This window comes from Rhodocaloribacter litoris, from assembly GCF_011682235.2.
Lineage (GTDB): Bacteria > Bacteroidota > Rhodothermia > Rhodothermales > ISCAR-4553 > Rhodocaloribacter > Rhodocaloribacter litoris.
The window spans coordinates 4,123,625-4,149,883 of the sequence record NZ_CP076718.1 but is presented as its reverse complement, the minus strand read 5'-3'; the positions used below and the strand labels follow the sequence as shown (position 1 = coordinate 4,149,883).

Annotated in this window: 24 protein-coding genes; 12 read left to right on the top strand and 12 right to left on the bottom strand. The window is 67.1% G+C overall.

All coding sequences use genetic code 11. The features are described from left to right. Positions 1 to 93: 93 nt before the first annotated feature. Together GQ464_RS17230 and GQ464_RS17225 are read right to left on the bottom strand one after the other, a co-directional pair. Positions 94 to 3,048: a TonB-dependent receptor gene (locus GQ464_RS17230; RefSeq protein ID WP_166976528.1), complete on the bottom strand. Its 2,955-nt coding sequence runs from the start codon at positions 3,046 to 3,048 to the stop codon at positions 94 to 96. Positions 3,049 to 3,163: 115 nt separating this feature from the next. Beyond that, the gene (locus GQ464_RS17225) at positions 3,164 to 3,970 is read right to left on the bottom strand and encodes an IclR family transcriptional regulator (protein ID WP_166976529.1); all 807 of its coding nucleotides are present in this window, start codon (positions 3,968 to 3,970) and stop codon (positions 3,164 to 3,166) included. A 162-nt stretch (positions 3,971 to 4,132) separates the two neighbouring features. Here GQ464_RS17225 and GQ464_RS17220 point away from each other — a divergent pair, with 162 nt between their 5' ends. Beyond that, positions 4,133 to 6,409, top strand: coding sequence for a hypothetical protein (locus GQ464_RS17220; protein WP_166976530.1), 2,277 nt, complete (start codon positions 4,133 to 4,135; stop codon positions 6,407 to 6,409). 19 nt (positions 6,410 to 6,428) lie between these two features. Here the strand turns inward: GQ464_RS17220 and GQ464_RS17215 are convergent, their stop codons facing one another. After that, a complete protein-coding gene (locus GQ464_RS17215) occupies positions 6,429 to 6,902 on the bottom strand; it encodes a DUF6010 family protein (protein WP_166976531.1) in 474 nt (157 codons plus the stop codon). Between the two features lie 249 nt (positions 6,903 to 7,151). Here GQ464_RS17215 and GQ464_RS17210 point away from each other — a divergent pair, with 249 nt between their 5' ends. Further along, a complete protein-coding gene (locus tag GQ464_RS17210; RefSeq protein WP_166976532.1) occupies positions 7,152 to 7,871 on the top strand; it encodes a site-2 protease family protein in 720 nt (239 codons plus the stop codon). Here GQ464_RS17210 and GQ464_RS17205 read toward each other — a convergent pair. Continuing rightward, a complete protein-coding gene (locus GQ464_RS17205) occupies positions 7,853 to 8,794 on the bottom strand; it encodes a hypothetical protein (RefSeq protein ID WP_166976533.1) in 942 nt (313 codons plus the stop codon). The two genes, GQ464_RS17210 and GQ464_RS17205, sit on opposite strands and share 19 nt — an antisense overlap. A 152-nt stretch (positions 8,795 to 8,946) precedes the next feature. Between GQ464_RS17205 and GQ464_RS17200 the strand changes: the two genes are divergently transcribed. Next, a complete protein-coding gene (locus GQ464_RS17200) occupies positions 8,947 to 9,393 on the top strand; it encodes a DUF2178 domain-containing protein (protein ID WP_166976534.1) in 447 nt (148 codons plus the stop codon). Beyond that, positions 9,393 to 9,617 (top strand): helix-turn-helix transcriptional regulator, encoded by a 225-nt coding sequence (locus GQ464_RS17195; RefSeq protein WP_166976535.1) that lies wholly within the window; start codon positions 9,393 to 9,395, stop codon positions 9,615 to 9,617. The genes GQ464_RS17200 and GQ464_RS17195 overlap by 1 nt, the downstream gene beginning before the upstream one ends. Positions 9,618 to 9,631: 14 nt before the next feature. Here GQ464_RS17195 and GQ464_RS17190 read toward each other — a convergent pair whose 3' ends face one another. The 4 genes from GQ464_RS17190 to GQ464_RS17175 all read right to left on the bottom strand — a co-directional run bounded on the left by GQ464_RS17190 (position 9,632) and on the right by GQ464_RS17175 (position 15,283). Beyond that, the gene (locus tag GQ464_RS17190) at positions 9,632 to 11,251 is read right to left on the bottom strand and encodes an amidase (protein WP_166976536.1); all 1,620 of its coding nucleotides are present in this window, start codon (positions 11,249 to 11,251) and stop codon (positions 9,632 to 9,634) included. 168 nt (positions 11,252 to 11,419) lie between these two features. Continuing rightward, on the bottom strand, positions 11,420 to 13,570 hold the full coding sequence (locus tag GQ464_RS17185; protein WP_228350402.1) for a S46 family peptidase: 2,151 nt from the start codon (positions 13,568 to 13,570) through the stop codon (positions 11,420 to 11,422). 65 nt (positions 13,571 to 13,635) lie between these two features. After that, entirely contained in the window at positions 13,636 to 14,271 is a 636-nt protein-coding gene (locus GQ464_RS17180) for a hypothetical protein (RefSeq protein ID WP_166976538.1), read from the bottom strand. Between the two features lie 61 nt (positions 14,272 to 14,332). Then, complete coding sequence (locus tag GQ464_RS17175) at positions 14,333 to 15,283, bottom strand: ABC transporter substrate-binding protein (RefSeq protein ID WP_166976539.1); 951 nt, start codon at positions 15,281 to 15,283, stop codon at positions 14,333 to 14,335. Positions 15,284 to 15,501: 218 nt separating this feature from the next. Between GQ464_RS17175 and GQ464_RS17170 the strand changes: the two genes are divergently transcribed. The 7 genes from GQ464_RS17170 to GQ464_RS17140 all read left to right on the top strand — a co-directional run bounded on the left by GQ464_RS17170 (position 15,502) and on the right by GQ464_RS17140 (position 23,278). After that, positions 15,502 to 15,906: a PAS domain-containing protein gene (locus tag GQ464_RS17170; protein WP_166976540.1), complete on the top strand. Its 405-nt coding sequence runs from the start codon at positions 15,502 to 15,504 to the stop codon at positions 15,904 to 15,906. Between the two features lie 355 nt (positions 15,907 to 16,261). Then, a complete protein-coding gene (locus GQ464_RS17165) occupies positions 16,262 to 16,735 on the top strand; it encodes a hypothetical protein (protein WP_166976541.1) in 474 nt (157 codons plus the stop codon). Positions 16,736 to 16,830: 95 nt separating this feature from the next. Beyond that, on the top strand, positions 16,831 to 17,862 hold the full coding sequence (locus GQ464_RS17160; protein ID WP_166976542.1) for a deoxyhypusine synthase family protein: 1,032 nt from the start codon (positions 16,831 to 16,833) through the stop codon (positions 17,860 to 17,862). 48 nt (positions 17,863 to 17,910) lie between these two features. Beyond that, the gene (gene speA, locus GQ464_RS17155; RefSeq protein WP_166976543.1) at positions 17,911 to 19,917 is read left to right on the top strand and encodes a biosynthetic arginine decarboxylase; all 2,007 of its coding nucleotides are present in this window, start codon (positions 17,911 to 17,913) and stop codon (positions 19,915 to 19,917) included. A gap of 88 nt (positions 19,918 to 20,005) precedes the next feature. After that, entirely contained in the window at positions 20,006 to 20,908 is a 903-nt protein-coding gene (locus GQ464_RS17150; protein ID WP_166976544.1) for a carbon-nitrogen hydrolase, read from the top strand. 10 nt (positions 20,909 to 20,918) lie between these two features. Then, a complete protein-coding gene (locus GQ464_RS17145) occupies positions 20,919 to 21,986 on the top strand; it encodes an agmatine deiminase family protein (protein WP_228350401.1) in 1,068 nt (355 codons plus the stop codon). Positions 21,987 to 22,042: 56 nt separating this feature from the next. After that, a complete protein-coding gene (locus GQ464_RS17140; RefSeq protein WP_166976545.1) occupies positions 22,043 to 23,278 on the top strand; it encodes an ATP-binding protein in 1,236 nt (411 codons plus the stop codon). A gap of 8 nt (positions 23,279 to 23,286) precedes the next feature. Here GQ464_RS17140 and GQ464_RS17135 read toward each other — a convergent pair whose 3' ends face one another. From GQ464_RS17135 to arsN2, 3 genes are read right to left on the bottom strand one after another with little or no spacing between them, the layout of a single operon-like run. After that, positions 23,287 to 23,811, bottom strand: a complete 525-nt coding sequence (locus GQ464_RS17135) for a class IV adenylate cyclase (protein WP_166976546.1) — start codon at positions 23,809 to 23,811, stop codon at positions 23,287 to 23,289. After that, positions 23,811 to 25,097 carry a thioredoxin domain-containing protein gene (locus tag GQ464_RS17130; RefSeq protein WP_228350400.1) on the bottom strand — a complete coding sequence of 429 codons (1,287 nt, stop codon included), beginning with the start codon at positions 25,095 to 25,097 and terminating at the stop codon, positions 23,811 to 23,813. Before GQ464_RS17130 ends, GQ464_RS17135 begins: the two co-directional genes overlap by 1 nt. Continuing rightward, positions 25,090 to 25,566 carry an arsenic resistance N-acetyltransferase ArsN2 gene (gene arsN2, locus GQ464_RS17125; RefSeq protein ID WP_228350399.1) on the bottom strand — a complete coding sequence of 159 codons (477 nt, stop codon included), beginning with the start codon at positions 25,564 to 25,566 and terminating at the stop codon, positions 25,090 to 25,092. The genes GQ464_RS17130 and arsN2 overlap by 8 nt, the downstream gene beginning before the upstream one ends. 147 nt (positions 25,567 to 25,713) lie before the next feature. On the opposite strand from arsN2, the gene GQ464_RS17120 reads away from it, so the two are divergent. Beyond that, positions 25,714 to 25,968 carry a hypothetical protein gene (locus GQ464_RS17120; protein WP_166976549.1) on the top strand — a complete coding sequence of 85 codons (255 nt, stop codon included), beginning with the start codon at positions 25,714 to 25,716 and terminating at the stop codon, positions 25,966 to 25,968. 9 nt (positions 25,969 to 25,977) lie between these two features. Here the strand turns inward: GQ464_RS17120 and GQ464_RS17115 are convergent, their stop codons facing one another. After that, on the bottom strand, positions 25,978 to 26,157 hold the full coding sequence (locus GQ464_RS17115) for a hypothetical protein (RefSeq protein WP_166976550.1): 180 nt from the start codon (positions 26,155 to 26,157) through the stop codon (positions 25,978 to 25,980). Positions 26,158 to 26,259 lie beyond the last annotated feature (102 nt).

The following is a 26,259-nucleotide window of genomic DNA, read 5'->3' as shown; positions in this document are numbered from 1 at the left end:
ACGTTGCATGGTCCTATCCTTGCCAGTTGAAAAGAGCACGTGCGCGAAACCGGACGCCGGGCCGCGCCAGACGACCCTGCACGTCCGGGGCGGCTAGAAGCGCAGCCGGGAACCGAAGTAGATCGTACGAGCCGGGCCGTAGAGCGCGACCCCGTCGTCGCGGATGAGGCGGGTGCCGGGCACCCCGGTCTCCTGGAAGATGACGGGGCCCGTCGGGGTGTTGTCCTCGTAGGCGACCACGTTCTGCCGGTTGGTCAGGTTGGTCACGTCGAGGAAGAGGTCCAGGCCCAGCCGGTTCGTGAAGCGGAAGTCCTTCTCCAGGCGCAGGTCGATGCGGTAGTTGGCCGGCGCCGTGAGCAGCTCCCGGTCGCGCGGGTCGGCGCCGATGGCTTTCGGATACTGGAAGCCGCTCTCCAGCGTGCCGATGAGGCCGGCGGAAAGGCCGGCGGGCAACCCGGCCACGCCGCGCAGGATGAACCGGTGGCGACGGTCGTAGCCGCCCGTGATCGTCGAGCCGCCCTGCACGTTGATGGCGAAGTTCTGGAAATCCTTCGCGTCCTCGAAGGGAATCTGGGTTTCGCCCGTCTCGGGATCGTAGCGGAACTCACGCAGGTTCTGCCCGGTGACGCGCGACTGCTCGACCGAAGAGAAGGTGTAGGAAGCCGTCAATCCCAGCGTCACCTCTTCGGCCAGGCGCAGCGGGGCGCGGCGCAGCACCAGCTCGATGCCCCGCGCATCCGCATAGCCGGTGTTCGTGACGTAGGTGTACTGGCTGAAACCCTGGATCGTCGGCTCCCCTTCGGGCGTGAAGTTGAACGCCGTCATCGTGAGCGTGCCGTAGTTGTCGATGCTCCGGGCGTACGCGTTCACGTCCACCCCCCAGCCCGGCGCGAACTCCCACTGCACCCCCAGCTCGTAGTTGTTCGACGTGATCGGGTCCATCTCCGGATCGACCAGGTTGAAGAACTGGCTGGTGGTGTGGATACCGCCGTAGTGCTGGTAGAGCGTGTTGAAGGGGAAGAGCTGCTGCGAGCGCGAATAGGAGAAATACATCGACGCCGTCTCCCCGATCGGGTGCGAGACGCCGATGCTCGGGTTGAACAGCACGTCGACGGGCACCGCCTCCCCGCGCCGGACGAAGTTGCGCGCCACCGTCTTGCCGCGGAAATCGACCGTATCTCGGACGAACGGATAGAAGTGGTTCTCGATCTTCTCCATGTCGCGGTCGGCAAAGGTGAGCCGGGCGCCCACGTTGATGATCAGGCCGGCGTACTCCATGCGGTCCGACGCATACAGGGAAAGCTCCCACGGCTTGCGGTCCCAGTAGTCGATCCGGAACGGCTCCTCGGCGTCGTTGAGGATCGCCCCCGGCCCGGGCAGACCCTCGACGTGCATGTAGTCGAACGACCGCTGCTTGAACTCCAGGCCGGCCTGCACGAAGTGGTTGAGGGTGACCTGGCTGGCCACGTCCACCTTGACGGCATTCGTGACGCTCTCGGCATCCTCGTAGAACGGGGCCGGACGCGCCAGGCGATACCGCGTGCCGTTGGGCAGGTTGATGCCCGTTTCGCTGAAGTTGTCCGTGACGATGTCGACGAACATCTTCGGGTTGTTGGCCTCGTCCCGTGTGGCGCTCGTGCTGATGTACTTCTCGACCACCGCCGGATCGGTGAAGTCCAGGAAGTCGCCGTCTTCCCCGATCTCCTGGAAGCCGTCGCCGTCGTCGTCGACGTAGCCGTAGCGGGTGCGGTCGTAGGTGCGGTAGACCTGCACGGTCAGGTAGGCGGTGGGCGAGAGCACGTGCCGCAGGCGCAGCGAGCCGACGTAGCTGCCGCCGTCCTGCTGGGAGACGCCTTCGAGGTAGAACCGCCAGAACTCCATGTAGTCCGTGTTATTCCAGCCGCCCCAGAGCCCCTTGTCTTCGAAGAGCCCGATGGCGGTGAGGCTCGTGCGGTCGGAGAGGCGGTAGGTCGACTTGAGCTGCCCGTTGATTCGTTTGCGGAAGTAGTTGGGCAGATACCCGTTGGTCTGGAAGAACTGCCCCGTCGTGCTGAACGTCCACCGGTCGGTGAGCGAGCCGCCCAGGCTGAAGCGCAGGTCATACTCGGGCCGGTCGCCCACCTGGTACTTGTCGGGTGTCCAGGTATAGAGGGCTTTCTTGAGTGGATCCTCGACGAGCTCCCGCTCGGCCAGGTACACGTCGCCGTCGTGATAGAAGTCGAGCGAATCGGGGCCGGGCCGGGGGATGGAAGGGGCGATCCGTGCCGAGAACGAGCCGCGGATCGGCCCGCGCCCTTCGGCCAGCGTGACGGCGACGACGCCGCCGGACCCCGAGGCATACTGCGCGTTGGTGGCTCCGGCGTTGACCGTCACCTCCTCGACACCCTCCGGGTTGAGCGAAAGGATGCTCGGGTCGGTCCGGTCGGCCTTGTTGGCGTTGCTGTAGGTGGCGCCGACGTAGTTGGTGCCGCTCGAGAGCGTGTAGAAGGCGTCCGTCACGTCGATGCCTTCGACGAGCGTGCGGGTTTCGAAGCGCCGGCTGCCCCGGATGAAGCCGTCATAGGCGTTGGCCGTGCGGGCGATGACGTCTTCGAGGCGCGTCACGGGCAGGCGGGCGATCTCCTCACCGGTGACGAGCGCCCGCGAATTGGTCTGGTTCTGATCCACCACCGGGCGCACCGCCTCGATGACCACCTCCTCGCCCTGGATGACCTCCTGGGTCAGCCCCACATCCAGCGTGACGGTACGGTTCGAGGTGATGCGCACATTCTCCACGATGCGGGTGGCATACCCGATGAAGGAGAAGCGCACCGTGTAGGCGCCCGGCGCGATCCCGATGAGGACGTAGTTGCCATCGACGTCGGTGGCGGTGCCCTGCCCGGTCTCCAGCAGGACGACCGTGGCCCCCGGAATCGGATCGCCGGTCGCCGCATCGGTCACACGACCGGCCAGCTTGCCACTCTGTGCATGCGCTACCGGCGGAAGCGCTCCCATCAACAGGAGCGCCAGCAGATACCGGAGGCCTTTCCAGGCGGGTGTTCCTTTCATGAGAAAGCCTCTACTCGTTTGGTGGATGCAGGAAGGTTTTCTATGGAGGGAAGCCCGCCCGGAAAGAAGCGCCGTGCTCAAACGGCCCCCCGGCCGCTCGCGCAGGGCCTTTTCCTCAGGCAGGCACGGGTTCTCGCCCTCCGAGCTCGCGTGAGAGCTGGCGCGCCGCCCGGCGCACTGCCTCCCCGACGCGGGCTACCCGGCTTTCGTCCGTCACCTGGGAAGACAGGATCGCCACCGTCAACGCCGCGCACGGCCGCTGGCTGTGATCCCACACCGGCGCCGAGACGCAGAGCAGCTCCCGGTTGTATTCCCCGTCGACGACGGCATACTGCCGCCGGCGCACCTCTTCCAACCGGTGCATGAACAGGTCGCGATCCGTCAGCGTGGCCTCGTTGTAAGCCTCCATCCCGTGCCGGTCCAGGATCTCCTCCACCTCCTCCCGGGGCAACCAGGCCAGCAACGCCACCCCGGTGGCCGTACAGTGCACCGGCACCCGGGACTGCAGCTTCTTCACCACGGCGATCGACTTCGGGCTGTCCATCCGCCGGAGGTACACAACCTCGCCGTCCTCCAGCTTGCTCAGAAACACCGTCTCGCCACACTCCTCCGCCAGCGACTGCATGTAGCGCGTCGCCACCCGGAACAGATCACTCTGCTCCGCAAACTTGTTGCCCAGCTCGAACAGGTACGAACCCAGGCGGTAGGCCTGGCTCTCCGGATCGAGCGTCACACAGTGATGTTTGCGCAGCGTCACGAGGATGCGAAAGAGGGTGCTCTTCGGGATACCCGTCTCGCGTGCCAGGTCGGCCAGCACCATGCCCCGGGGCTCCCGTGCCAGCAGGCCCAGCACCTGTACCGCTCGCTCGACCGAGGGGACGAGGTAGCGATTTTCTGTTTCAAATGTGAAATGGTGTTTCATTTCGTGTATGATTTAAATATTTTACATGAAGATGTCAAGGGCCTTTTTCGGGCACGCCCCTGCCATCCGACCCCAAATCGCCCTTTTCAGGGGCAAAAAGAGGGATTTCCCCTCGATCAAATTTAAAAACGACGTTTCACATAATAAACAACCGGACCCTCCATGCGCACTTTTTCCTCCCTGCCGCCGGCCTACCCGGCCGGCGCCCCCCCCGCTGTCGCCACCGCGGCCATCACCCTCAGCCGGCGGCTGGGCCTCCCTCCCGCCGAGGCCCGCGACGAACCCGGACCCGGCCTCAACCTGGACGTCGCCGGCGGCCCCTGGTCCCTCACCCCGGCGCCGCCCCCGGACGCCCCCGCCTGGATGTGGGCCCGCCTCGACGACCGCGGCGGGACGCTGTCCGCCTCCTCCCCCGCCCTGCTCTACGCCCTGGTCCACCTCCTCGCCGACGACCTCCTCCCGCACGCCGCCGACCGCCTCGCCCGGGGCTTGCTCATCGAACCCGCCTTCTCCTTCCACCGGCCGCTCTTCGACAGTATCCTGACGCAGGTGGCCCGCACCACCCGCCGGTTCGATCCGGAAGCCTATATCGAACACCTGGCCCGCGCGGGCTTCACCCACCTCGAAGTGAACGGGCTGGCCTTCCACATCCCGTTCGAACCCGGCGTCCCGACCGAATTTTACCCTCCCTTCTACACCTACTGCCCCGGCCTGAATCATTTCGTCGACAGCCCGCTGACGCGGGGCCTCTACCCGGCGGCCTACCTGCAGGCCAACCTGAACCGCGTCCGTCGCCTGGCGGCGCTCGGCAGAAAATATGGCCTGAAACCCGGCCTGCTCTGCTTCGAACCGCGCACCCTGCCGGAGCATTTCTTCCAGCGGTACCCGACCCTCCGGGGCGCCCGGGTCGACCATCCCTTCCGGTCCCACCTGCCGCGGTATACCCTGGCGCAGGACCACCCCCTCGCCCGCGAGCACTACCGGCACCTGATGCGCAGCCTGATGGAAGCCGTGCCCGACCTGGACTACCTCTCCGTCTGGACCAACGACAGCGGGGCCGGCTTCGAACACACCGCCTCGCTGTACGTGGGCCGCAACGGGGGGCCCTACCTGATCCGGGAGTGGCGCGACCACGACCAGATCGCCCGGGCCGCTGCCGAAAGCGCCCTCCGCTGGCTGCGCCTCATGCGCGACACGGCCGCCGAAATCAATCCCGGCTTCGAGGTGCTGCTCCGGATCGAACCCTTCAAGGTGGAGCACGACCACCTGCTCGCCGGCATGGGCGACGGCCTCGGTCTGGAAGCCCCCTCGCTGCTCGTGCGCGGCTACGACCTCCCCTACCATCACCCGAACTATCCGGAACAGCGGGGACTGGCCGGCTCCCTCTTCCACACCACCTTCGACCCACGGGAGAAGGAGCTGCTGGCCGAACACCGGGCCCGCGGCATCGAACCGAAGATGACCTATTCGGTCAGTTCCTCCTTTAACCTGGAACCGCTCCTGGGCATCCCGTATCCCCGCCTGCTCCACGAGAAGCTCCGCGCCCTGCGGGAAACCGGCTTCCGGGCCGTAAGTGCCTACGGCGGCCTGCTGCACCTGGAAAAGACGCCCTACTGGCCCCACCCCGGGATTATCCGGGCCGCCCAGTTCACCCCCGAGCGCCCGGTGGAGGCCGTCCTGACGGCGCTGGCGGAGCGCTGGGCCGGCGCGTCCCACGCCGGAGCCCTGGTCGCGGCCTGGGACGCCGTCGAGGATGCCCTTCGCTACTTTCCCGTCGTCCCCCTCTACAGCCACTTCGGGTTCGTGTGGCTGCGCACGTGGGTACGCCCCTTCGTTCCCAACCTGGAGGCCGTCCCGGCGGAAGACCGGCAGTACTACGAGCGCTTCATGGTCAGCACGGCCAACAACCCGAACATCAACGACCTGGGGCGGGACGTGCTCTTCGAGTTGATCAACGAAGAGAGCGGGCGGCGCATGGCCGGGCAGTTCGACCGGAACGCCCTGCCACGCCTCGATGCGGCACTCGAACGACTGGAAGAACACTGCAACACGATCACCGCCCCGGAAGCCCGCGCGGTGTTCGTGGACCTGCGCGACCGCACCCGCGCCCTCCGGTGCTGGGCCACCACGCAACGCAACACCTGCGCCTGGGTCGCCGGCGTCTACGGCTACCGCCGGGCGGCCTCCGGGGACGAGCGCGCGCGGCATCGCGCCTACCTGGACCACATGATCGACCTCGAGCTCGAAAGCACCCGTCGCCTGCTGGCGCTCTGGGAGCAGAGCGACACCGAGTTCATGCTGGTCTCGGACGTCGGGGAGACGAGCTTCATCTACGGTGAGAACTTCGGCGAGCTGCTCCGCCGCAAGATCGAACTGACCGAGCGGTACCGGCACGTCGAGCCGCACATCGACGAGGCCCTGATCTGGCGCCTACCCTGATGCCGGACGGCCCGGCACGTCATCCTTCCGCACCGTCTTCCGCCCGCCGGGAGGCGGGAGCCGGCACGGCCCAGGCCCGGCGCCGGGTGAGCAGGTAGGCGGCCACGATCAGGTCGTACGCAACACACAGCATCGGGTAGAAAGGCGGCACGAAGGGGGTGGCGCCGGTGGCGTGCAGCCCCACGTCCCATCCGACGTGAAGCAGCCAGCCGGCGGCGAGCCAGCACGCCCCCCGTGCCGGCTCCCGGCGCGGCGACGCCCCGCGCCAGGCCAGCAACCCGAACGCGACCAGCCCGGCCGTTTCGATCCCGATCCAGCTCGGCCCGCCCCCCCGCATCGCGAAAACCACATAGAGAAAAGCCGCCACCCCCAGCGCCACCGCGAAGAACCGCCGCTCGCGCCGCTGCCCGTACCGCCGAACGGTACGGAGGGTGAACAGCGCCAGGACCATGCCCAGCGCCAGGTCGATCAGGATGAACTCGGGTGGGCGCACGTCAGAAGGATCTCGTGCGGATTACGCCGGCGCTTCGAAACGCCGGTCAGGTTGAACCGTACGGCTTCTCCGGGGGCCCGGCCGGCCTTCGGGTCGCCGTGCCCCGGCAACGAGCGTTGCCTGCCCTCAAACACCCGGGCGGCCGGGCGCGTCATGCGTCCCGACGTGCGCCCATGCCCGCGGGCATGCAACCTTTCCGTCACCGGCACGCAAAGATAGGCGATGCGTCGCTTCGCCGCCCGGCCTCCGATGAAGCCTTTCTATCACCTCGGCACCGTGACCCGCATCAACATCTTCGTCCACTGGACGACGGTGGTGATGTTCTTCGGGCTGTTCCTCTATTACCTGTGGCGCGGGGTCTCGCTCGGAGCGGCGCTGGCCGGGGTGCTGCTCATCGCCGTCGTGTTCGGATGCGTCCTCCTGCACGAGCTGGGGCATGCGCTGGCGGCCCGGCATTTCGGTATCGGCACGCGCGACATCACGATGTACCCCATCGGCGGGGTGGCCCGGCTCGAACGGATCCCGCGCGTGCCGGCGCACGAGTTCTGGATCGCCGTGGCCGGGCCGGCCGTCAACCTGGGACTGGCGGCCGGCTTCTTCGTGTTCAACCTGCTCACCGGCCGGCCGCTCTCCATCGACGCACTGTTGCCGCCGCGCACGACGATCCCCGGCATGCTCATGTGGGTCAACCTCCTGCTGGCGGGGTTCAACCTGCTGCCGGCTTTTCCGATGGACGGGGGACGTGTCCTCCGTGCGTGGCTGGCCGCCCGGCTGCCCTATCACCGCGCCACCCGGATCGCAGCCTGGATCGGCCAGGCGATGGCCATCCTCTTCGGCCTGGCCGGCCTGCTCGACTTCAACCCGGTGCTCGTCTTCATCGGGCTATTCGTCTTTCTCGGTGCACGGCAGGAAGTCCGCGCCGTCGCCGAAACGGAACGCACCGGCTACGGCTACCCCGGCCCGGCCTGAACCCCTTCCCGGCGGTGCGACGCACGGGCCAGGTTCGTGGCCTCGATGCGCAGGCGGAGCCGCTCCCGCAGGTCGGCGGCCTCGTGCCATACGATGTGGTTGTACTGGCGTGTGTCGAAATGCAGCCCGTTCAGGTGGTCCACCCGGCAGGTCCAGATCACGGGCAGCCCCAGCCCCATCGCCAGACCGGCCTCGAAGTAGACCCCGCCCCGGTGCCCGGTGAAATCGGCCACGAGCAGCCCGCTCCGCCGGAGCTCGGCGACGATGCGGTCGTCGATCTTTTCATTGTGCGCCACCGTGTCGATGCGGATCGGCTTCCAGCCGGTGTCCTCCAGCGCCGGCCGGATCCCATGCGCCCAGGCCTCCATCATCGACGCATCGAACCACATCGCGACGAAGGCCTGTTCCGAATCCCGCCCGGTCCTGCGCAGTTCATCGACGCGCTGCCAGCCCTTCAGCGTCAGGGCGGCATCAAAGCCGGTTGCCCGGCCGGTGCCTTCGAGATAGCCGAGGCCGATCGCCTTGTTGATGAGCCAGCGAAAGGCCGTCGCGTCGCGTGCAAAGACGAGGGTGAAATCCCGCGCGAACGGCAGCGGAACTTCCTCACCTCCCTGCCGGGAATGACGGACGACGTGCTGCAAGAGCAGGTCGATCTGCTCCAGCGGTCCGGCGGGCGGCACCACGGATGCCAGCACGGCGTCGAGGTTGCCGGCCTGCAACACCAGCCGCTCCCCCCGCTCGGCCCACTGCCGTGCGACGGCCGCCAGGATGTACAGCCGGTCTCCATACCGCTCCCATTCTGCCACCGCCAGGGATGCCGAAACCTCGTAGGTGCCACAGGGCTCCGACGTGACGACGAATCGCTCGCCCTGCCGCTCGATCGTCGCAGGCTGCCCGGTCAGGAAACACGTTCTCGCCTCCATGGCTCCCTCCGTATTTGACAGGCCCCGCCCTCAAAGGTAAGCATCCGACGCTCCCCTGTTCATTCAGGGAAAATTTTTTTACTTCGTGTAACTTATTCTTTACACCACGTAAAGTACGAAGCACATTTCCGCTCATCCACCGGAAAAGCGCTATGTCGAAACAAGAGATCTATGCCTGGTCCTCGCTGGCGATGGACCTGGGCCTGCTGGGGTTCTATCTGCTGATGTTCTGGGGACTGCCCGAGGGCATGGAGCGCCAGGCCGAGGCCCTTTCGAGCCTCTTCCTCAAGGTCATCGGAATCGCCGTATTGATCGAGGTGGTGCTGGAGTTGAGCCGCCGGGCCGGATCCGTGGAGAAAGACGAGCGGGACGAGCGCATCGCAGCGAAGGGGTACCGCAACGCCTACTGGGTCTTCATGAGCGCCTCGGCCGCCCTGCTGGTACACGTGTTCGTGAGCGACGTGCTCTCGCAGGCCGCCGGCGAACCCGTCTTCCTCGCCCGGCCCTTCCTCGTCTTTCACCTCCTGCTCCTGATGCTCTTCGCGGCCAGCCTCACCAGGTACGGCACGCAGGTGTACTTCTACCGCCGGGGAATCTGATGGGACGCTGCCCTGTTCGCAACAACATCCGTACGCTGCGCTTCATGGCGGGGGAGATGACCCAGCAGGAGCTGGCCGACCGCGTCGGCGTGACGCGGCAGACGATCCATGCCATCGAGGCCGCCAAGTACTCGCCCTCGCTGGAGCTGGCCTTCCGCATCGCCCGCGTCTTCGGCGTGCCCCTCGAAGAGGTCTTCCAGTACGAACCGGACGAGGAGCCGTGAGGGCGCCGGTCCGCTCACGTCATCGGCAATGTGGGGAGGAATGTGGGGGCCTGGCGCACGCGGGTCGCCTGCTCGAAGGCATAGGCCAGCCGCAGGAGCGTAGGCTCACTGTAGGCGGTGCCGAAGAACGAGATGCCTACCGGCAGGCCGAAAACGTAGCCGGCGGGCACGGTGACGTTCGGGTAGCCGGAGACGGCGGCAGGCGACGAACTGCCCCCGCCAAAGTGGTCGCCGTTGATCAGGTCGATGGGCCAGGCCGGGCCGCCGGTGGGGGCCACGAGGGCATCCAGGTTGTGCTCCCGGAACGCCCGGTCGATGCCCTCCTCGCGCGTCTTTTGCAGGCACAGTGCCCGCGCGTCGAGGTAGGCCTGGTCGGTGAGCGGCCCCTTCTCCCGGGCGGCGAGGAAGATCTCCTGGCCGAAGTACTTCAGCTCTTCCTCGGCATGGGCCTCGTTGAAGGCGATCAGGTCGTCCAGCGTGCGGGGGCCGTCGCCCGGCGGAAGCGCGGCCAGGTAGGCATTGAGGTCGTTCTTGAACTCGTAGAGGAGCACCTCATACTCGGCCTGCCCGTACTCGCGCCGGGGCGGGAGGCTGACCTCGTCGATGAGTTCCGCGCCGGCGTCCCGCATCACCGCGAGGGCTTCCTCCATGAGGGCGTCGACGCGGTCGTGGAAGCCGAAGAAGGTGCGCGCCACCCCGATGCGGGCGCCGCGCAGCCCGTCGGGGTCGAGGAAGCGGGTGTAGTCCGGGTGGGCCTGGCTGCCCTCGGTGGCCGGGTCGCGGGGGTCGACGCCGGCGAGGACGCCCAGCAGCAGGGCCGCGTCGGTGACGGTGCGGGCCATCGGCCCGGCGGTGTCCTGGCTGTGGGCGATGGGAATGATGCCGGACCGGCTGACGAGCCCCAGCGTCGGCTTGATGCCGACGACGCCGCACGCCGACGAGGGGCACACCACGGAGCCGTCCGTCTCGGTGCCCACGGCCACGGCGCACAGGTTGGCCGACACGGCGGCCGCCGAGCCCGAGCTGGAGCCGCAGGGGTTGCGGTCGAGGATATAGGGGTTGCGCGTCTGCCCGCCGCGCCCACTCCACCCGCTCGACGAGCGCGTCGAGCGGAAGTTGGCCCACTCGCTCAGGTTGGCTTTCGCCAGGATGACGGCGCCGGCCTCGCGCAGCCGCTGCGCCACGAAGGCATCCTGCGACGGGATGGACCCCGCCAGGGCCAGCGAGCCGGCGGTGGTGTGCATCCGGTCCGCCGTGTCGATGTTGTCCTTGAGCACCACCGGGATGCCGTGCAGCGGCCCGCGCACCCGCCCCTCGGCCCGCTCCCGGTCGAGCGCCTCGGCAATAGCAAGCGCGTCGGGGTTCACCTCGATGATGGCGTTCACCCCCGGCCCACCCCGGTCGACGGCCTCGATGCGCTCCAGGTAGCGTTCGGCCAGGCGACGCGCCGTATAGGCGCCGGAGGTCATCCCCTCCTGCAGCTCGGCAATCGTCTTTTCCTCCAGCTCGAAGGGGGGAACGGCGGGTGGCGCGTCGGCCTGCTCGTCCTTTGCGGGCGGAACACAGCCGGGCAGGCCGGTGAGGGCCACGGCGCCGCCGAGGGCGCTCACCTGCAGGAAGTCACGTCGCTTCATGGGGCAATCCGATAACGTTTAACGTTGCGCGTTGCGCGTTCCACGTTGCACGTTGTGCGTTCCACGTTGCACGTTTATGGTCCTCAACGTGAAACATTCAACCTGAAACCTGAAACGTTCAACCTGAAACGTGGAACGTTCAACCTGAAACGTGGAACCCGAAACGCCTCACTGCCGGAGGAAGGCATCCGCCTCGGCTTCGGTTTCGGCCAGGTGGCCGGTGGTCAGTTCGAGCACGATGCGGTCGGCGTCGTAGACCACGTCGAGCGCTTCGCGGATGGCGCGCACGTCCACCATGATGTTGCGGCCGCGCTCGGGCAGGTAGATGTAGTCCCGCGAGAGCCCTTCGATGTTGCGGTCGAAGTTGAGCCCGACGATCTCCAGGTCGGGCGTGACGGCGGGCGAACCCGAGTTGCCGCCGATGGTGTCGGCGGTGGAGACGAAGTTGAGCGGGGTAGCGCGGTTGAAGGCATCGGGCGGGTTGAGCCAGCGCGCGGGCAGGTCCCAGTCGGTGCCGGGCCCGTGGGCGTAGTGCAGGTCGTACATCCCGTAGAAGGTAGTGTACGGCGGGGCCTCGGTGCCGTTGTACGGGTAGCCCTTCACGATGCCGTCGGTGAAGCGGGGCGAGAAGGTGGCGTCGGGCGGGACGGAGGTGCCGTAGACGGCGAAGCGGGCGCGCCCGAGGGCGGCGGCCAGGGCGTTCTCCCGCGCGGAGAGCCCGTTGAAGGCCCGCTCGAACGCCTCGTAGCGGGGCACCAGGAGGGCCGCCAGCGCCAGGGCCGGGTCGTCCATGGACAGCGTGCCCGCCTCGACGGCCTGCCGGGTGGCTTCGGCCGAGGCGAGCGTCGAGGCGGCCAGCAGCGCGTCGGCGGCCTCCGCCGGCGTCCGGCCGCCCAGGGCCTGCTGCACGAGCGGGTCGTCCGCGCCCAGGTACCGCCGCCACTCTTCCAGCCGGGCGGCGAGCAGCCGCCGCTCCAGCCCCGCCGGCAGGTCGGGCACCCCCAGCAGGGCCTCCTCCAGCTTCGCCCCCCGTTCGGGGTTGGCGCCTTCGGTCCGGGCCGTCAGGTAGCGGTAGGCCGCCACCGCCCGCCGGATCGTCGCCGAGGAGAAGCGGCTCTCCAGCAGCCGGAACGCGCCGTACTCGGCCGCCATGGCCTTCTTCTCCGCCTGGATGGCCTCCATCTCGTCGAACAGGCCGGCATACCGGGCCCGCAGGCTGGAGTCGGCCTCGATGGCCTGGCGGAACTGCCGCTCGGCGTCGGCACGGCGGGCCAGGATCACCGGGTCGTTGAGCGCGTCGAGGCGGCCCGCGTAGGCCTTCTGGCTGTTCGAGATCGAGAAAATGGTGTTGCGAATGTCGATGGCCTCGCCCGCCTCGGGGTCCTCTTCGAAGAAAGCACGGTAGGCGGCCAGGCGGCGGTCGAGGAAGCCGAGGGTGTGGGGCACCAGCACGTCCCGGAAAAACTCGAGCTGGGCAACCGTGGCGTGGCGGCTCGTGGAGCCGGGGTTGCCGATGACAAAGATCAGGTTGCCCTCCTCCACGCCCCGCCGGCTCCAGGTGAAGTAGTGGTCGGTCTGGAGGGGTTCGCCGTCCTCGTCGTAGATGCGGAGGAAGGCGAAGTCGAGCGCGTGGCGCGGGTACGTGAAGTTGTCCCATTCGCCCCCGAAGAAGCCCAGCTGCAGCTCGGGGGCCGCCACCAGGCGCACGTCCCGGTAGCGACGGAAAACGTAGGCCGAATGGCGGCCGCCGTTGTACAGAGGGATGATCTGCACCTCGATGTCGTCCCCCCCGTGGGCCTCCTTCAGGCGCTCGGTGATGGCGGCAAAGACCTCCTCGCGGGCGGCGGCCCGCTCGGCGTCGGTCTGGGCGGCTTCGAGCGCGGCGTCGACCTCTTCCGTCACGTCTTCGATGGCGATGAGCTGGTCGGCATAGTAGCCGGGGATGGGCCGTTCCTCCGCGAGCGTGGTGGCGATGAAGCCGTTGTCCAGCAGGTTCTCGCCGGGTCGGCTCACCTGCGAGACCCGCCCGCGCACGCAGTGGTGGTTGGTGACCACCAGCCCGTTGGGGGAGACGAACGAGGCCGAGCAGCCGGGGATGCGGAGGGCGCTCATCCGCGCCCGCTCGAACCAGGCGTCGTCCGGGTGGAAGTCGTACGTCTCGGCCAGGTAGTCGAGCGGGGGGTACTCGAACGTCCACATCTTGCCGTTGTCGTACGGCCCGGCCTTCGTCGGATCGGGGTCGGCCACGGGCTGAGCGCCGGCAGCATGCAGGGCCGGCGTCAGGAGCAGGAGGACGAGCAGCTTGCGGGAGAGGGTCATGGGGCCTGGGCGCGTTACACGTTTCGCGTTGAACGTTTGGATGGGTCGGGTAGAATTTCGGGTTTTCATGCCGGGTAGACAACCTCGGTGGTGGCGCCGAGGCGGGCGAGGAGGTCGCGGTACCAGGCGGTGGCCCGGGCGGTGCGGGCGTCGAGCACATCGGTGCCCCAGACCAGGGTGAGCGTGCGCCGCGTGCCGTCGTGCGTCTTGGTGCGCTGGGCGTCCTTGACCGGGTTGGCGCACGGCCCTTCGGCGTCGTGGAGGCACAGCAGGCCGCCCACGCGGATCTCCTGGCCGGCCGCGTTGAACACATAGGCGTCGTCGTCGCCACCGGGCGCCACGCGGAAGGGCGGCATGGCGCGGTCGAGGTCGACGACGCTGACGGGCAGCCCGCTGTGCAGCGACACCACATTGCAGGTATCGACCGCCACGTTGATACTGCCCAGGTGGCCCTCCCCGGCCGCCCGCACCAGGTACTCCGAGGCCGGCTTGCCGCGCCCGGTGGGCTTGTACCCCCGGTGGCGGAGCAGGTCGCGGACGGCGGCCCGCACCGTCTCATCACGTGTTAGAGGAGCGTCGGCATCAGCGTCCAGCAGCGCCACCAGCCACGGCGGCGAGGGCAGCTCCCCCAGCGGGCGCGGAAACACGGTGATGAAGGCGAAAAGGTCGAGGTTCGGATAGGGTTCGACAGTCAGGTCCATGGTACGCCGGTTCGTTTCGAGGGCAGGATCGGGTCGCGTTGTGGAACGTTGGACGAAGGCGTCAGGTCGGGATGTGGGCAAGCGGGGCCATCTCCCAGGGCGCCACGCCGAGCTCATCCGGCGGGATGCGGTCCGGGTAGAGGGCCGCGGCCAGCAGCTCGGCGGCACGGTAGAGGCGGGGGCCGGGCCGGTTGAAGTAGGCGTTGCCGTCAAAGAGGACGACGCGCCCGGTGCGGACGGCGCGGAGGTCGCCCCAGCCCGGCCGTTCGGTGAGCAGATGCAGGTCGCGGCGGGTCTGTTCGAGCGAGAAGCCGCACGGCATGACGGCGATCACGTCCGGGTCGGTCGCCCGGAGGGCTTCCCAGTCCACGACGGGCGACGGCTTCCCCGCCCCGGCCAGTACGGCGCGGCCGCCGGCGTGCTCCACCAGGCCGGGCATCCAGTGGCCGGCGGTCATGAGCGGCTCCATCCACTCGATGCACGCGACGGTGGGCAGCGTCGCCGGGTCGGCCTCGCGCGGGAGGCCCAGCCGGTCGCGGAGGCGCCGGAGGCGTCGCTCGCCCGCCCCCAGCACCGCCATGGCCTGCGGCAGCCGGTCCAGGAGGCGGGCCAGGTGCAGGGCCTCCTGCAGCACGGCGCGAAAGGTCATCGGCGCCATCGAAAAGAGGCGGGGGCGGGTGCCCGCCCAGCCGGCCAGCAGTGCTTCGAGCCCGGACAGATCCACCGCACAGACAGCGCACTGCGCCTGCGTGAGCACCACGTCGGGCCGGAGCGCGCGCAGGGCGCCGAGGTCCACCTCGTAGAGGCTCAGCCCTGCCGCCAGCGTCGCCCGCACGGCATCGTCGATGGCCCGGGTGTCGCCGCCTTCCGCCACGCGGGAGCGCGTGACAGCGGGGAGGCTCCGCACCCGCGGCGGGAAGTCGCAGGCATGGGAGCGGCCCACAAGGGCCTCCGTGGCGCCGAAGGCCGCGACCCACTCCGTGGCAGCGGGAAGCAGGGAAACGATGCGCATGACGAGCCGGGGAACATCCGCGTGACGGCGTCGTGCGGAGAAACGTCGCAACGCCCGCTGCGATCCCGCTTGAAACGACCGACATTCGTGACGATAACGTGATCCGGGATACTTGCATCCCGTCCTCCCAACCTGCATCTTGTAGGTGCGTGCTCCCGACACGACCAGAAACCCGTGTGACGAACGAAACCCCTGTATCTGCCAAAGTCCCCCTTCCCATGAAAGAGACCCTTTCTCCGAACACCTTTCGAGACGAGGCCGGGAAAAAAAATTTTGCCCCGGACAGGAAGCGCTTCCAGGAACGATTGAACCCCCTGCTACCCCTCATCGCGCTCGATGCCCGGAGCACCATCCGGCATCTGACCCCGACCGCGCTCAACCTGCTCGAATACCGCACCGAAACGCCGCTCGGCACCTCTTTCTTTTCCCACATTCATCCCGGCAACCTGTACCCGGTCATGCGTGACGTGGCCGACATGGTCTGCTACGGTAAGGAAAAGGCCGCCTGGATGCTGCGCCTGCGCACGGGACGACAAACCTGGAACTGGTACCGGGTCCACGCCCTGAACCTGCTCGACACCCCGGAAGAGATCATCCTGTTGAACCTCCGGGAACTGACGTAGTCCCTCAACGACACGCATCAATTTCACAATCCGGCCAAGGATTCGCCGGAAACCTGTGAGACAAATGGCTGTTTCAGCCGCTACGTTTGGCGTCACCCCCCTGGACGCAGGCGTTTTCCTTTTCCACACCGCTGTCTCCGCCGTGTAAAACCATCCCGACCTGCCCTTCCCGGCCCTCGCTAGCCCCGGCCGGACGGGCCGCTTCCGTGTTTGCCGCCTTTTCCCTCGACGGAAGAGCGCTCCGGCAATCAGCTTCCCCTTTTTCGGTCTTTTTCGACCCCGGACGTTGTTTTATTTCCCGAGCGTATTCTACTTTTTCTTCGCCCGTTTCCACCCGACAACCACGGAAAGAGCCATGAAACGCCTCTTTGAAGCGCGTACCGCCGGTACGTCCCTGCCCGTAGCCGGGCTCTTCACCTTCCCCTTCGAAAGCATTCCGGCACACCCCGCCGCCTTCCCGCTGGCCCTGGCCGATGCACGCCTCAGCAACGATGAGGAGGACTGGGACGACGAGGACTGGGACGACGAAGAAGACTGGGAAGACGACGACGAGGACTGGGACGACGAAGAAGACTGGGAAGACGACGAAGAAGACTGGGACGACGAAGAAGACTGGGAAGACGACGACGAGGACTGGGAGGATGAGGACGAGCTGGCCCTCGAATCCCGCTTCCGCCGCAGCCTGCTCGACGACGACCGGCCCCGCGCCCCGCGCCGCTTCCGGGACGACGGCCTTGCCATGCGCTCCCGAAAAGACAAACCCCACCGTCACGGCACCCGCGCCCACGACGTCTTTTCCGACACCGACGACGACCTCGACGACGACTAACCCACCCGCTCTGGTGACGAAACGCTGAAACGGCGGACCCCGCACCCGGCCTGCCCGTTTCAAAAGCGTATCGTCCCACCAGCCCAACCGAGCCGATGAAAGAAGCTACCCTCTCCGACTTTCTCCGCCACCATTTCCGCCATTTCAACGCCGCCGCCCTTGTCGATGCCGCCGAAGCCTACGTCCGCCACCTGGACCGGGGCGGCAAAATGCTCATCTCGCTGGCCGGTGCCATGAGCACCGCCGAACTCGGCCTCTCCCTGGCCGACATGATCCGGCAGGAACGCGTCCACATCATCAGCTGTACCGGCGCCAACCTGGAAGAGGACCTCTTCAACCTCGTCGCCCACGACCACTACGTCCGCATCCCCCATTACCGCGACCTCACCAAAGCCGACGAAGAGGCCCTCCTGGAACGCCACCTCAACCGCGTCACCGACACGTGCATCCCGGAGGAAGAAGCCATCCGCCGCATCGAACATGCCGTCCTCGATGCCTGGCAGGCGGCCGACCGCAGCGGGCAGCGCCACTTCCCGCACGAGTTCATGTATGAACTGATCCGCAGCGGGCGGCTCGAAAAGTATTACCAGATCGACCCGAAGGACAGCTGGCTCGTGGCTGCCTGCGAGAAGAACCTGCCCATCGTCGTGCCCGGCTGGGAAGACTCCACGCTCGGCAACATCTACGCCGCCCACTGCCTCAAAGGAGACGTGCGGAACGTGCACACCGTCCGCACCGGCATCGAGTACATGATGTGGCTGGCCGACTGGTACCGGCGCGAGGCGGCCGCGCATTCGATCGGCTTCTTCCAGATCGGCGGGGGCATCGCCGGGGACTTCCCCATCTGCGTGGTCCCCATGCTGGAACAGGACCTCGGCATCGAGGACATCCCGCGCTGGGGCTACTTCTGCCAGATCAGCGACAGCACCACCAGCTACGGCTCCTACTCGGGCGCCGTGCCGAACGAGAAGATCACCTGGGGCAAGCTCTCGGCCGAGACGCCGTCCTTCATCATCGAGTCGGATGCCACCATCGTGGCCCCGCTCATCTTCACGTACGTGCTCGAACAGTGTGACGCCTTCACCGGGGCAGAGCCGGTCGCCGCCGCTTCCTCCGCACGGGGTTGACCGGTCTGCCGCGTGTTTCGACCACCCTTTGCCACCCGAACAGCCTGAATGAAAGAGACGCCGGATAACGCCGTGGCAACCCACGACGAAGCCCTCGAAACCATCGCACAGGAGACGCCGGTCTGGACCCCCGAGGAAGCCGAGGAACACTATCACGTCAAAGGCTGGGGCGACGGCTATTTCTTCGTCAGGGAAACGGGCGAGGTGGCCGTCCGGCCGGAGCGGAGTGGCCCGGCCTCGATCAGCATCTATGAGGTCGTCCGGCATCTCAAGGAGGAGAAGGTCCCCTTCCCGGTGCTGATCCGGTTTCAGGACGTGCTCCGGGGCCGTGTGCAGCAGCTCAACCATGCCTTCCGGGACGCCATCGCCGAACTGGGCTATCGGAACCGCTACACGGCCGTCTACCCCATCAAGGTGAACCAGCTCCACGAGGTCGTCGAGGAGGTCCTCGAAGCCGGCAAGCCGTTCGGCATGGGGCTCGAATGCGGCTCGAAGGCCGAACTGGTGGCTGCCCTGGCCCACCTCGAAGACGACGACACCCTCCTGATCTGTAATGGCTACAAAGACGGGGTGATGTTGCAGCTCATCCTGAGCGGGCAACAGCTCGGCAAGAACATCATCCCGGTGCTGGAGAAGTACGACGAGTTCGAGCATTTCATGCACCTGGCCCGTACCCGCAAGATCCGTCCCCGCTTCGGCGTGCGGGTACGCCTGACCACCTCCGGCGCCGGCCGCTGGGCGGACTCGGGCGGCGACCTCTCCAAGTTCGGCATCTCCATCCCGGAACTGCTCACCCTGCTGGAACACCTCGACGACCAGAACCGCCTCGACGCCTTCACCCTGCTGCATTTCCACCTGGGCAGCCAGATCGCCAACATCCAGACGCTCAAGAAAGCCGTCAAGGAAATCGCCCAGATCTACGCCCAGCTCCGGCAACGCGGCGTGCCCATCCGCTACCTGGACGTCGGCGGCGGCCTCGGCGTCAACTACGAGGCCGACTTCGCCGGCCTCAACGACGGCATCAACTATACCCTGCAGGAATACGCCAACGCCGTCGTCCACTCCATCATGGAGGTCTGCGACGCCGAACAGGTGGAACATCCGGCCATCATCTCCGAGAGCGGGCGGGCCATTACGGCCCACCACTCGGTGCTCGTCGTCGAGGCCCTGGGGGCCTACCGCAAAAACGAGATCGACCCGGACTTCACCCCGGCCAAGACGGACCACGCACTCGTCCACGAGCTGCACGCCACCTGGCAGTGGGTTCGGGAGACGCCCACGATGCGCCCCGCCGAACTCCTCGAAGCCTACCACGACGCCGCCGAGAAACGCCAGCAGGCCGATTCGCTCTTCAGCTTCGGCTACCTCCCCATCGAACAAAAGGCCCTGGCCGAACGCCTCTACTGGTCCATCTGCCGTACCATCAACGAGCGCGTGCGCAAAATGGACGCCGACTGGCTGCCCAACGAACTGCTCGCCCTCGACGAACACCTCGTCGACCAGTACCTGTGCGACTTCTCCGTCTTCCAGTCCATCCTCGATCACTGGGCCATCGGGCAACGCTTCCCCATCATGCCGCTGCACCGCCTCGATGAGCCCCCCTCCCGCCGCGCCGTCCTGGTCGACCTCACGTGCGACTCCGACGGCAAGGTCAGCCGCTACGTCACCGCCAACGAGGACAAACGCTACCTGGACGTGCACCCCCTCCGCGAAGACGAACCCTACTTCCTCGGCTTCTTTCTCATGGGAGCCTATCAGGACATCATGGGGGACATGCACAACCTCTTCGGGCGCGTCACCGAGGTGCACATCTATGCCGACGACGAGGAACCCGGCGGGTATTACATCGAGAAAATGATCCCCGGCACCACGGTGCAGCAGATGCTCGCCCTCGTGCAGTACTTCCCGAACGACCTGGAGCGGCGCATGAACGCGCTGATCCGTGCCAAGGTGGAGGCGGGCGTGATCCGGCCGCGCGCCGGCGTGCGCCTGCTGGAACAGTACCTGGCCACCTTCAGCGGATCGACCTACTACACCCCCTCCTCGTCGTTGTAGTCGCAGGAGCGCGGCACGGCGTCCATCCGGCCGTCTTCAGCCGGGGCGCCGCCCGCGCAGAACACGTGTGAAAACCTGAAAAAAGCCGATGTCGAGCCCTACCGTGCACGTCGGGCTGGTGCAGATGCGCTGCGCCGAGGATCCGGCCGTCAACCGCCAGCGTGCCCTGGAACTGACCCGCGAGGCCGCCGAACAGGGCGCTACGGTCATCTGCCTGCCCGAACTGTTCCTGAGCCGCTATTTCTGCCAGACCGAGGACCACGCCCATTTCGCCCTGGCCGAACCCGTCCCGGGGCCGACGACCGGGGCCTTCGAGGCGCTGGCCCGCGAGCTGGGCGTGACGGTGGTGGTAAGCCTGTTCGAGCGGCGCGCCCCGGGCCTCTACCACAACACGGCCGCCGTCATCGACGGGGAGCAAGGCTACCTGGGCAAGTACCGCAAAATGCACATCCCGGACGACCCGCGCTACTACGAAAAGTTCTACTTCACACCGGGTGACCTGGGCTTCAAGAGCTTCCCGACGCGGCAGGCTAACCTGGGCGTGCTCGTCTGCTGGGACCAGTGGTACCCCGAGGCGGCCCGACTGACCGCTTTGCAGGGCGCCGACATCCTGTTCTACCCCACCGCCATCGGGTGGCACCCCGAGGAGAAGGCAGCATACGGGAAAGCCCAGCACGAGGCCTGGGAACTGGCCCAGCGGGCCCATGCCGTGGCCAACGGCTGCTTCGTGGTGGCCGTCAACCGGACGGGCTTCGAGCCGGAGCCGGGTGCCGGCGATCCCGGCAAGGGCATCGAGTTCTGGGGGCAGAGCTTCGTGGCCGGCCCGGACGGGCAGGTGCTCGCCCGCGCCCCGGTCGACGAGGAAGCCGTGATCGTCTGCCCGCTCGAGCTCGGCCGCATGGAGCAGGCCCGCACCGGCTGGCCCTTCCTCCGCGATCGCCGCATCGACGCCTATGCCGACCTCACCCGCCGCTTCATCGACCCGGCCTGACGCACCGCCCATGCCACACCCGACGGACGACGCGACCGGTGTGCTGACGCCTGCCGCCCTGGGCTACCGGATGCCCGCCGAGTGGGAGCCGCACCAGGGCGTGTGGCTCTCGTGGCCCCACAACCGCGACACCTGGCCCGGCAACTTCGAGCCCGTCGAGCCGGTGATGGTGGCGGCGGTGCAGGCGCTGGCCCGGAGCGAGACGGTCCACATCAACGTACTCGACGCCGACCATGAGGCACACGTCCGGTCCCTGCTTCGCCGGGTCGAGGGGCCGGTGGTCTACCACCGCTTCCCCACCAACGACGCCTGGTGCCGCGACCACGGCGCCATCTTCGTCGTCCGCGAACGGGACGGGCGGCGCGAGCTGGCCGCCACCGACTGGGGCTACAACGCCTGGGGCGGCAAGTACCCGCCCTTCGACCTGGACAACGCCATCCCCCGCCAGATGGCCGAGGCGCTGGGCGTCCCGCGCTTCGAGGTGGACCTGATTCTCGAAGGCGGCTCCATCGAGGTCAACGGCGCCGGGCTGCTCCTCACCACCACCGACTGCCTCCTCAACCCCAACCGCAACCCCGGCCGCTCCCGCGAGGAGATCGAACAGGCCCTGCGCGACTACCTGGGCGTACGGAAGATCCTCTGGATTCGGGGCGAACTCGCCGGCGACGACACCGACGGCCACATCGACAACATCGCCCGGTTCGTCAGCGAGGACACCGTGCTGGCCGTCGTGGAGGACGACCCCGCGGACGAGAACTACGCGCCGTTGCAGGAGAACCTAGCCCGCCTCCGCGAGATGACCACCGTCGACGGCCGACCGCTCTGCGTCGAGACGCTGCCGATGCCCGCACCGGTCTACTATGGCGAGCACCGGCTGCCGGCCAGCTACGCCAACTTCTACATCGGCAACACGGTCATCCTGCTGCCGGTCTACAACGACCCGAACGACGCCGTGGCCGCCGAGATCATCGGGCGGCACTTCCCCGGCCGGCGCGTCGTCGGCATCGACTGCCGGGAGCTGGTCTGGGGCCTGGGCGCTTTCCACTGCCTGACGCAGCAGGTGCCGGCCATCCGGTAGCCGCGATCGACCGAATCATGGTTGAAATTCATCCACCGGGTGGTTAATTTTCAACCATGATTCCGCGACACATCACTTCTGAACTGCTTGCGGCACTCTCGGATACGCCGGTCGTGTTCATCAACGGAGCACGCCAGACCGGCAAGAGTACCCTGGCCCGTCAGATCGCCGAAGAGGCCCATCCGGCACGGTACCTGACCTTAGACGACGCCACCGTTCTGGCGGCCGCCGAAAGCGATCCCTCCGGCTTCATTCGTTCGCTCGAAACCCCGGTGGTCCTGGATGAAGTTCAGCGGGTGCCTTCCCTCTTTCGCGCACTCAAACTCGAGATAGACCGGAACCGTCGTCCCGGACGCTTTATGCTGACCGGATCAGCAGATGTCCTACTCCTGCCCAACGTCTCGGAATCGCTAGCCGGGCGCATGGAGGTACTGACGCTGTGGCCATTTTCCCAAGGCGAGCTCGAAAGAACCCGGGAAACCTTCATCGACCGGGTTTTCTCAGGTACCCTTCCTGGCGACGTCCCGCCCCTTACCCAACCTGATGACCTGTGGACCCGCGTATTGCGGGGAGGGTATCCCGAAGTGGTGCAGCGTGCATCGGCCCAGCGACGTAGAGCCTGGTTCAATGCCTATCTCACCACCATTCTTCAACGGGATGTCCGCGACCTTGCTCATATCGAAGGACTGACCCAGTTACCCCACCTGCTTGCCCTGCTCGCGGCCCGTGCCACGGGCCTGCTCAATTATGCCGAAGTGTCGCGCAGTTCGGGCCTGCCCTTGACGACACTCAGGCGGTACATGTCCCTTCTGGAAGCCACGTTTCTGATCCAGACCCTGCCGGCCTGGCACGCGAACCTGGGAAAACGCCTGGTCAAAACACCCAAGTTGTTGATCTCGGATACGGGCTTGCTGGCTCATCTGATCGGCCTGTACGAGCCGGAAGACCTGCGCAACCATCCCATGCAGGGCGCCCTGCTGGAAAATTTCGTAGCGATGGAACTGCGCAAACAGATTACCTGGAGTGAACGAAAACCCACGCTCTACCATTTTCGCCTGCAAACCGGTCGTGAGGTCGATCTCGTTCTCGAAGATGCGCGCCAACGGCTCGTTGGTCTCGAGGTGAAAGCCGCCTCGAGCGTCTCGAATACCGATCTGAAAGGGTTACGCGCACTCCGCGAGGCCAGACCGGAAACCTTCGTACGCGGTATCGTCCTCTACCAGGGGGAAGCGATCGTCGGTTTCGAGCCGGACCTGTACGCCGTTCCGCTTCAGGCACTCTGGCACTGGTAGGTCCCTTTTCACCCGGCCGCCTGCCGTTCCAGCAGGTCGCTGTACGAGACGGAAACGAGGTCGTCCGGCCCGATGCCGAAGCGCCTCAGGTAGTACTCGCACTGCGCGCGCAGCCGATCGGGCCCGATGGCGCCCGTCTCGTCGATCGCCTCGATCTCGACGAACGTGCCCAGCCCCTCGACCCGGTCCAGGTGAAACTTGACGTTGTCGATGAAATAGATCTCGCGGCGCTTGTCCACCACCACGCGGACGCCGAGGGCCGCCGTGAGGAGGGCCTTGAGGGCCGGGTCCGGGGCGGCGCGGTAGAGCCAGATGTCCGAGCGTTTCGGACCGGCCTCGTCGGCGCGGTCGTAGAAGATGAGGGCGTTCTCGATGGTTCCCTCCCGCAGTTTCAGCCGCCCGCGCGGCACGTCGAAGTAGGTGTCGACCTGGTGGTCCTCGCCGACGAAGCGGGCGCCGTCTTCGGCCAGCCGCGCACGGATCGCCTCGTGGGCGGCGGAACGGGCCTTGATCTCGATGTTCAGTACCGGCATCAGGAACCGAGGCGTTTCAACTCTTCCCGGATCACGGCCCGGATCACGTCGCTGTTGCGCCAGAGGGCCACACGCCGTCCGTTGACATAGATCGACGGGGTGGCGGAGACGCCGATGGCGGTGCCGGCCGTCACGTCGCGGCGGACGCGCTCCAGCGCGGCTTCGCCGTTCAGGCAGGCCGCGAAGGCTTCCGTATCCCAGCCCTGTTGTTCGGCCAGGCCGAGATAGAGACGTTCGCCGAGGATCGTCTGATTCCGGAAGAGTTCGTCGTGGTATCCCCAGAAGTCGCCGAACTGGGCGGCGCAGACGGCAGCCCGCGCGGCCGGACCCGCCTGCACGTGCACCTGACGCTGAAGCCGCTCATTGATGGTCCGGTCGAGCGGGTAATGCATGAAATAGAGGGCCACGTCGTCGCGGAATTCGTAGAGGGTCCCGCGCAGGTGAAAGGCCGACTCGCGGCAGGCCGGGCACTGGAAGTCGGCGAACTCGACGATCCGTATGGGAGCCGCGGGGTTCCCCCATACGGGGGCATCGGCGGGCACGGGAATGTCGACCGGGGGCTGCCGGAAGTGCAGGGAGACGGCCTGTTGCACGTCCACGTCCGATCGTCCCGGTGTGCCGTCGTTATACCCCTGAATACCGACGAAGCCGAGCCCGAACAGGGCGGCGAGGAGCAGGCCGTAGCGTGCCGGCTTCGGGTCGAAATCCAGCGCGGCCTCCTGCCCGGCAAGGCCGCGCGCGTAGTTCACCAGGAACGCCCCGAGGTTCCGGTAGGAGAGGTTGATGGCCGGCGGCAACAGCACCGCGATGCCCAGGTTGGCGGCGTACATGCCCACACACACCAGGCAGAGCACACCCAGGTTGACGAGATGCCAGGCCTTGTAGGCGGAGAACAGCACGGCACCCAGGCTCAGCAGCCAGGTCAGGGCCACGGCGCCGGTGGCTGCCTCCCGGTTCTGGGTCCGGGTGGCATAGAGGGCGGCCAGCGCCGTCCACAGGTAGAAGAGGAAACCCCACCAGGCTACCGGCACTCCGAGGAAAAAGGCATAGCTGGAAGCATGCGCGACGTCGCAGTTGATGAAGTCGTTGAGCGAGCAGCCGCTGGGGTCGATCACCCCCTGCCGGGCGATCTCGAACGTCAGGCCGGTGGCATAGAGGGCCAGGGCTCCGCCAAAGACGGCCAGCCCCAGCGTTCCCCAGAGCGGGCCTGTCCGCAGCGGCGGCACCTGGGCGCGGCGCACCCGTTTTTCCCGTCTCTGGCGTCTGGCGCTACCCTGTTTAGGCATCGTTCTCCGAAGATGAAAGGTGGGACAGGTCGAAGGTCATCACGATGGCCGAGGCCGGGCACAGGTGTACAAACTCCGCCGAAGCCCGGACCGACGGCGGGACGGCGGCCCGCTCGATGGGACGAAAGCCCTGGCGGGCGAAGAAGTCCGGTGCCGTCGTCGTCAGCAGGTAGACGTGCCGGGCACCGTGCTGCCGGGCCAGCGCCAGGGCCGCCCCGGTGAGCCGGCGCCCCAGTCCCCGCCCCCGGTAGGCCGCTGCCACCGCGACCGAGCGTAAAAGAGCCCCTCCGTCGTAAAGTTCCAGCGCCGCCGTACCGACGACCTGACCGCTCGCCCGCGCCACGAGGGCCGTCTCCAGGCACGCCGTCAATCCTTCGGAGGGCAACCCCTGCGCGGCCACCAGCGCCTCCATGGCTCCGGCCTCCTCCGGCCGCGCCGGTGCGATGGCCATGTCGTGTGCGTTTTGCATCGTACCCTCCATTGCCGGGAAACGATTTTTTACTTGCCCTTTTCCACGGGAACCGTTATTCATGAAACCATTGTAAAGACAGAGATACCTTTGCGTGATGCGTCGTCGCTCCCATCCGTTCTTCGCCACGCCTACCGGGATGTCGTCATGTTCGAGATCGTAGTCCTGCTCATCGGTGCTTTTCCGTTTCTGGTCGGGCTCTACGCCATCAAGATGATGCGCCAGAGCGACGACGACGATGCAGACGACCAGCCCCCGCCGCCGGATCCCGGTCCTCCGCTGCCCGTGTCGCCCCAGACGCCGCGGCGCCATGACCGGCTGCGCCCCGCGGCTCCCGACCGCGAGGCGGTGGCCCATCGTCGTCTGACCACGCCGGCCCGTCACCCGCGCATCCCGCGCTGAGCCGGCGGCTCAGCGCAGCACGAGCCGGCATCGATCGCCGGTGATCACCCGGGGCACGGCGTCTTCCTCTTCGATCGTCATCCGGACCTCCGGGCGTATCCGGGGACCACGCTGTGTCACTTCCACCAGGGCACAGTACTCGTCCTCGGTCAGTTCCATCTCCACGGACCACCGTTCGTCAATGATCACGGCCACCGGTATCATCACGCCCCCCTGCTGACGGGTTGTACTTTAGCTTCGCACGGGCGAGGTCGCCGTGCGGTCCCCGGTGCCCTACAAAAGCGGTGCCGT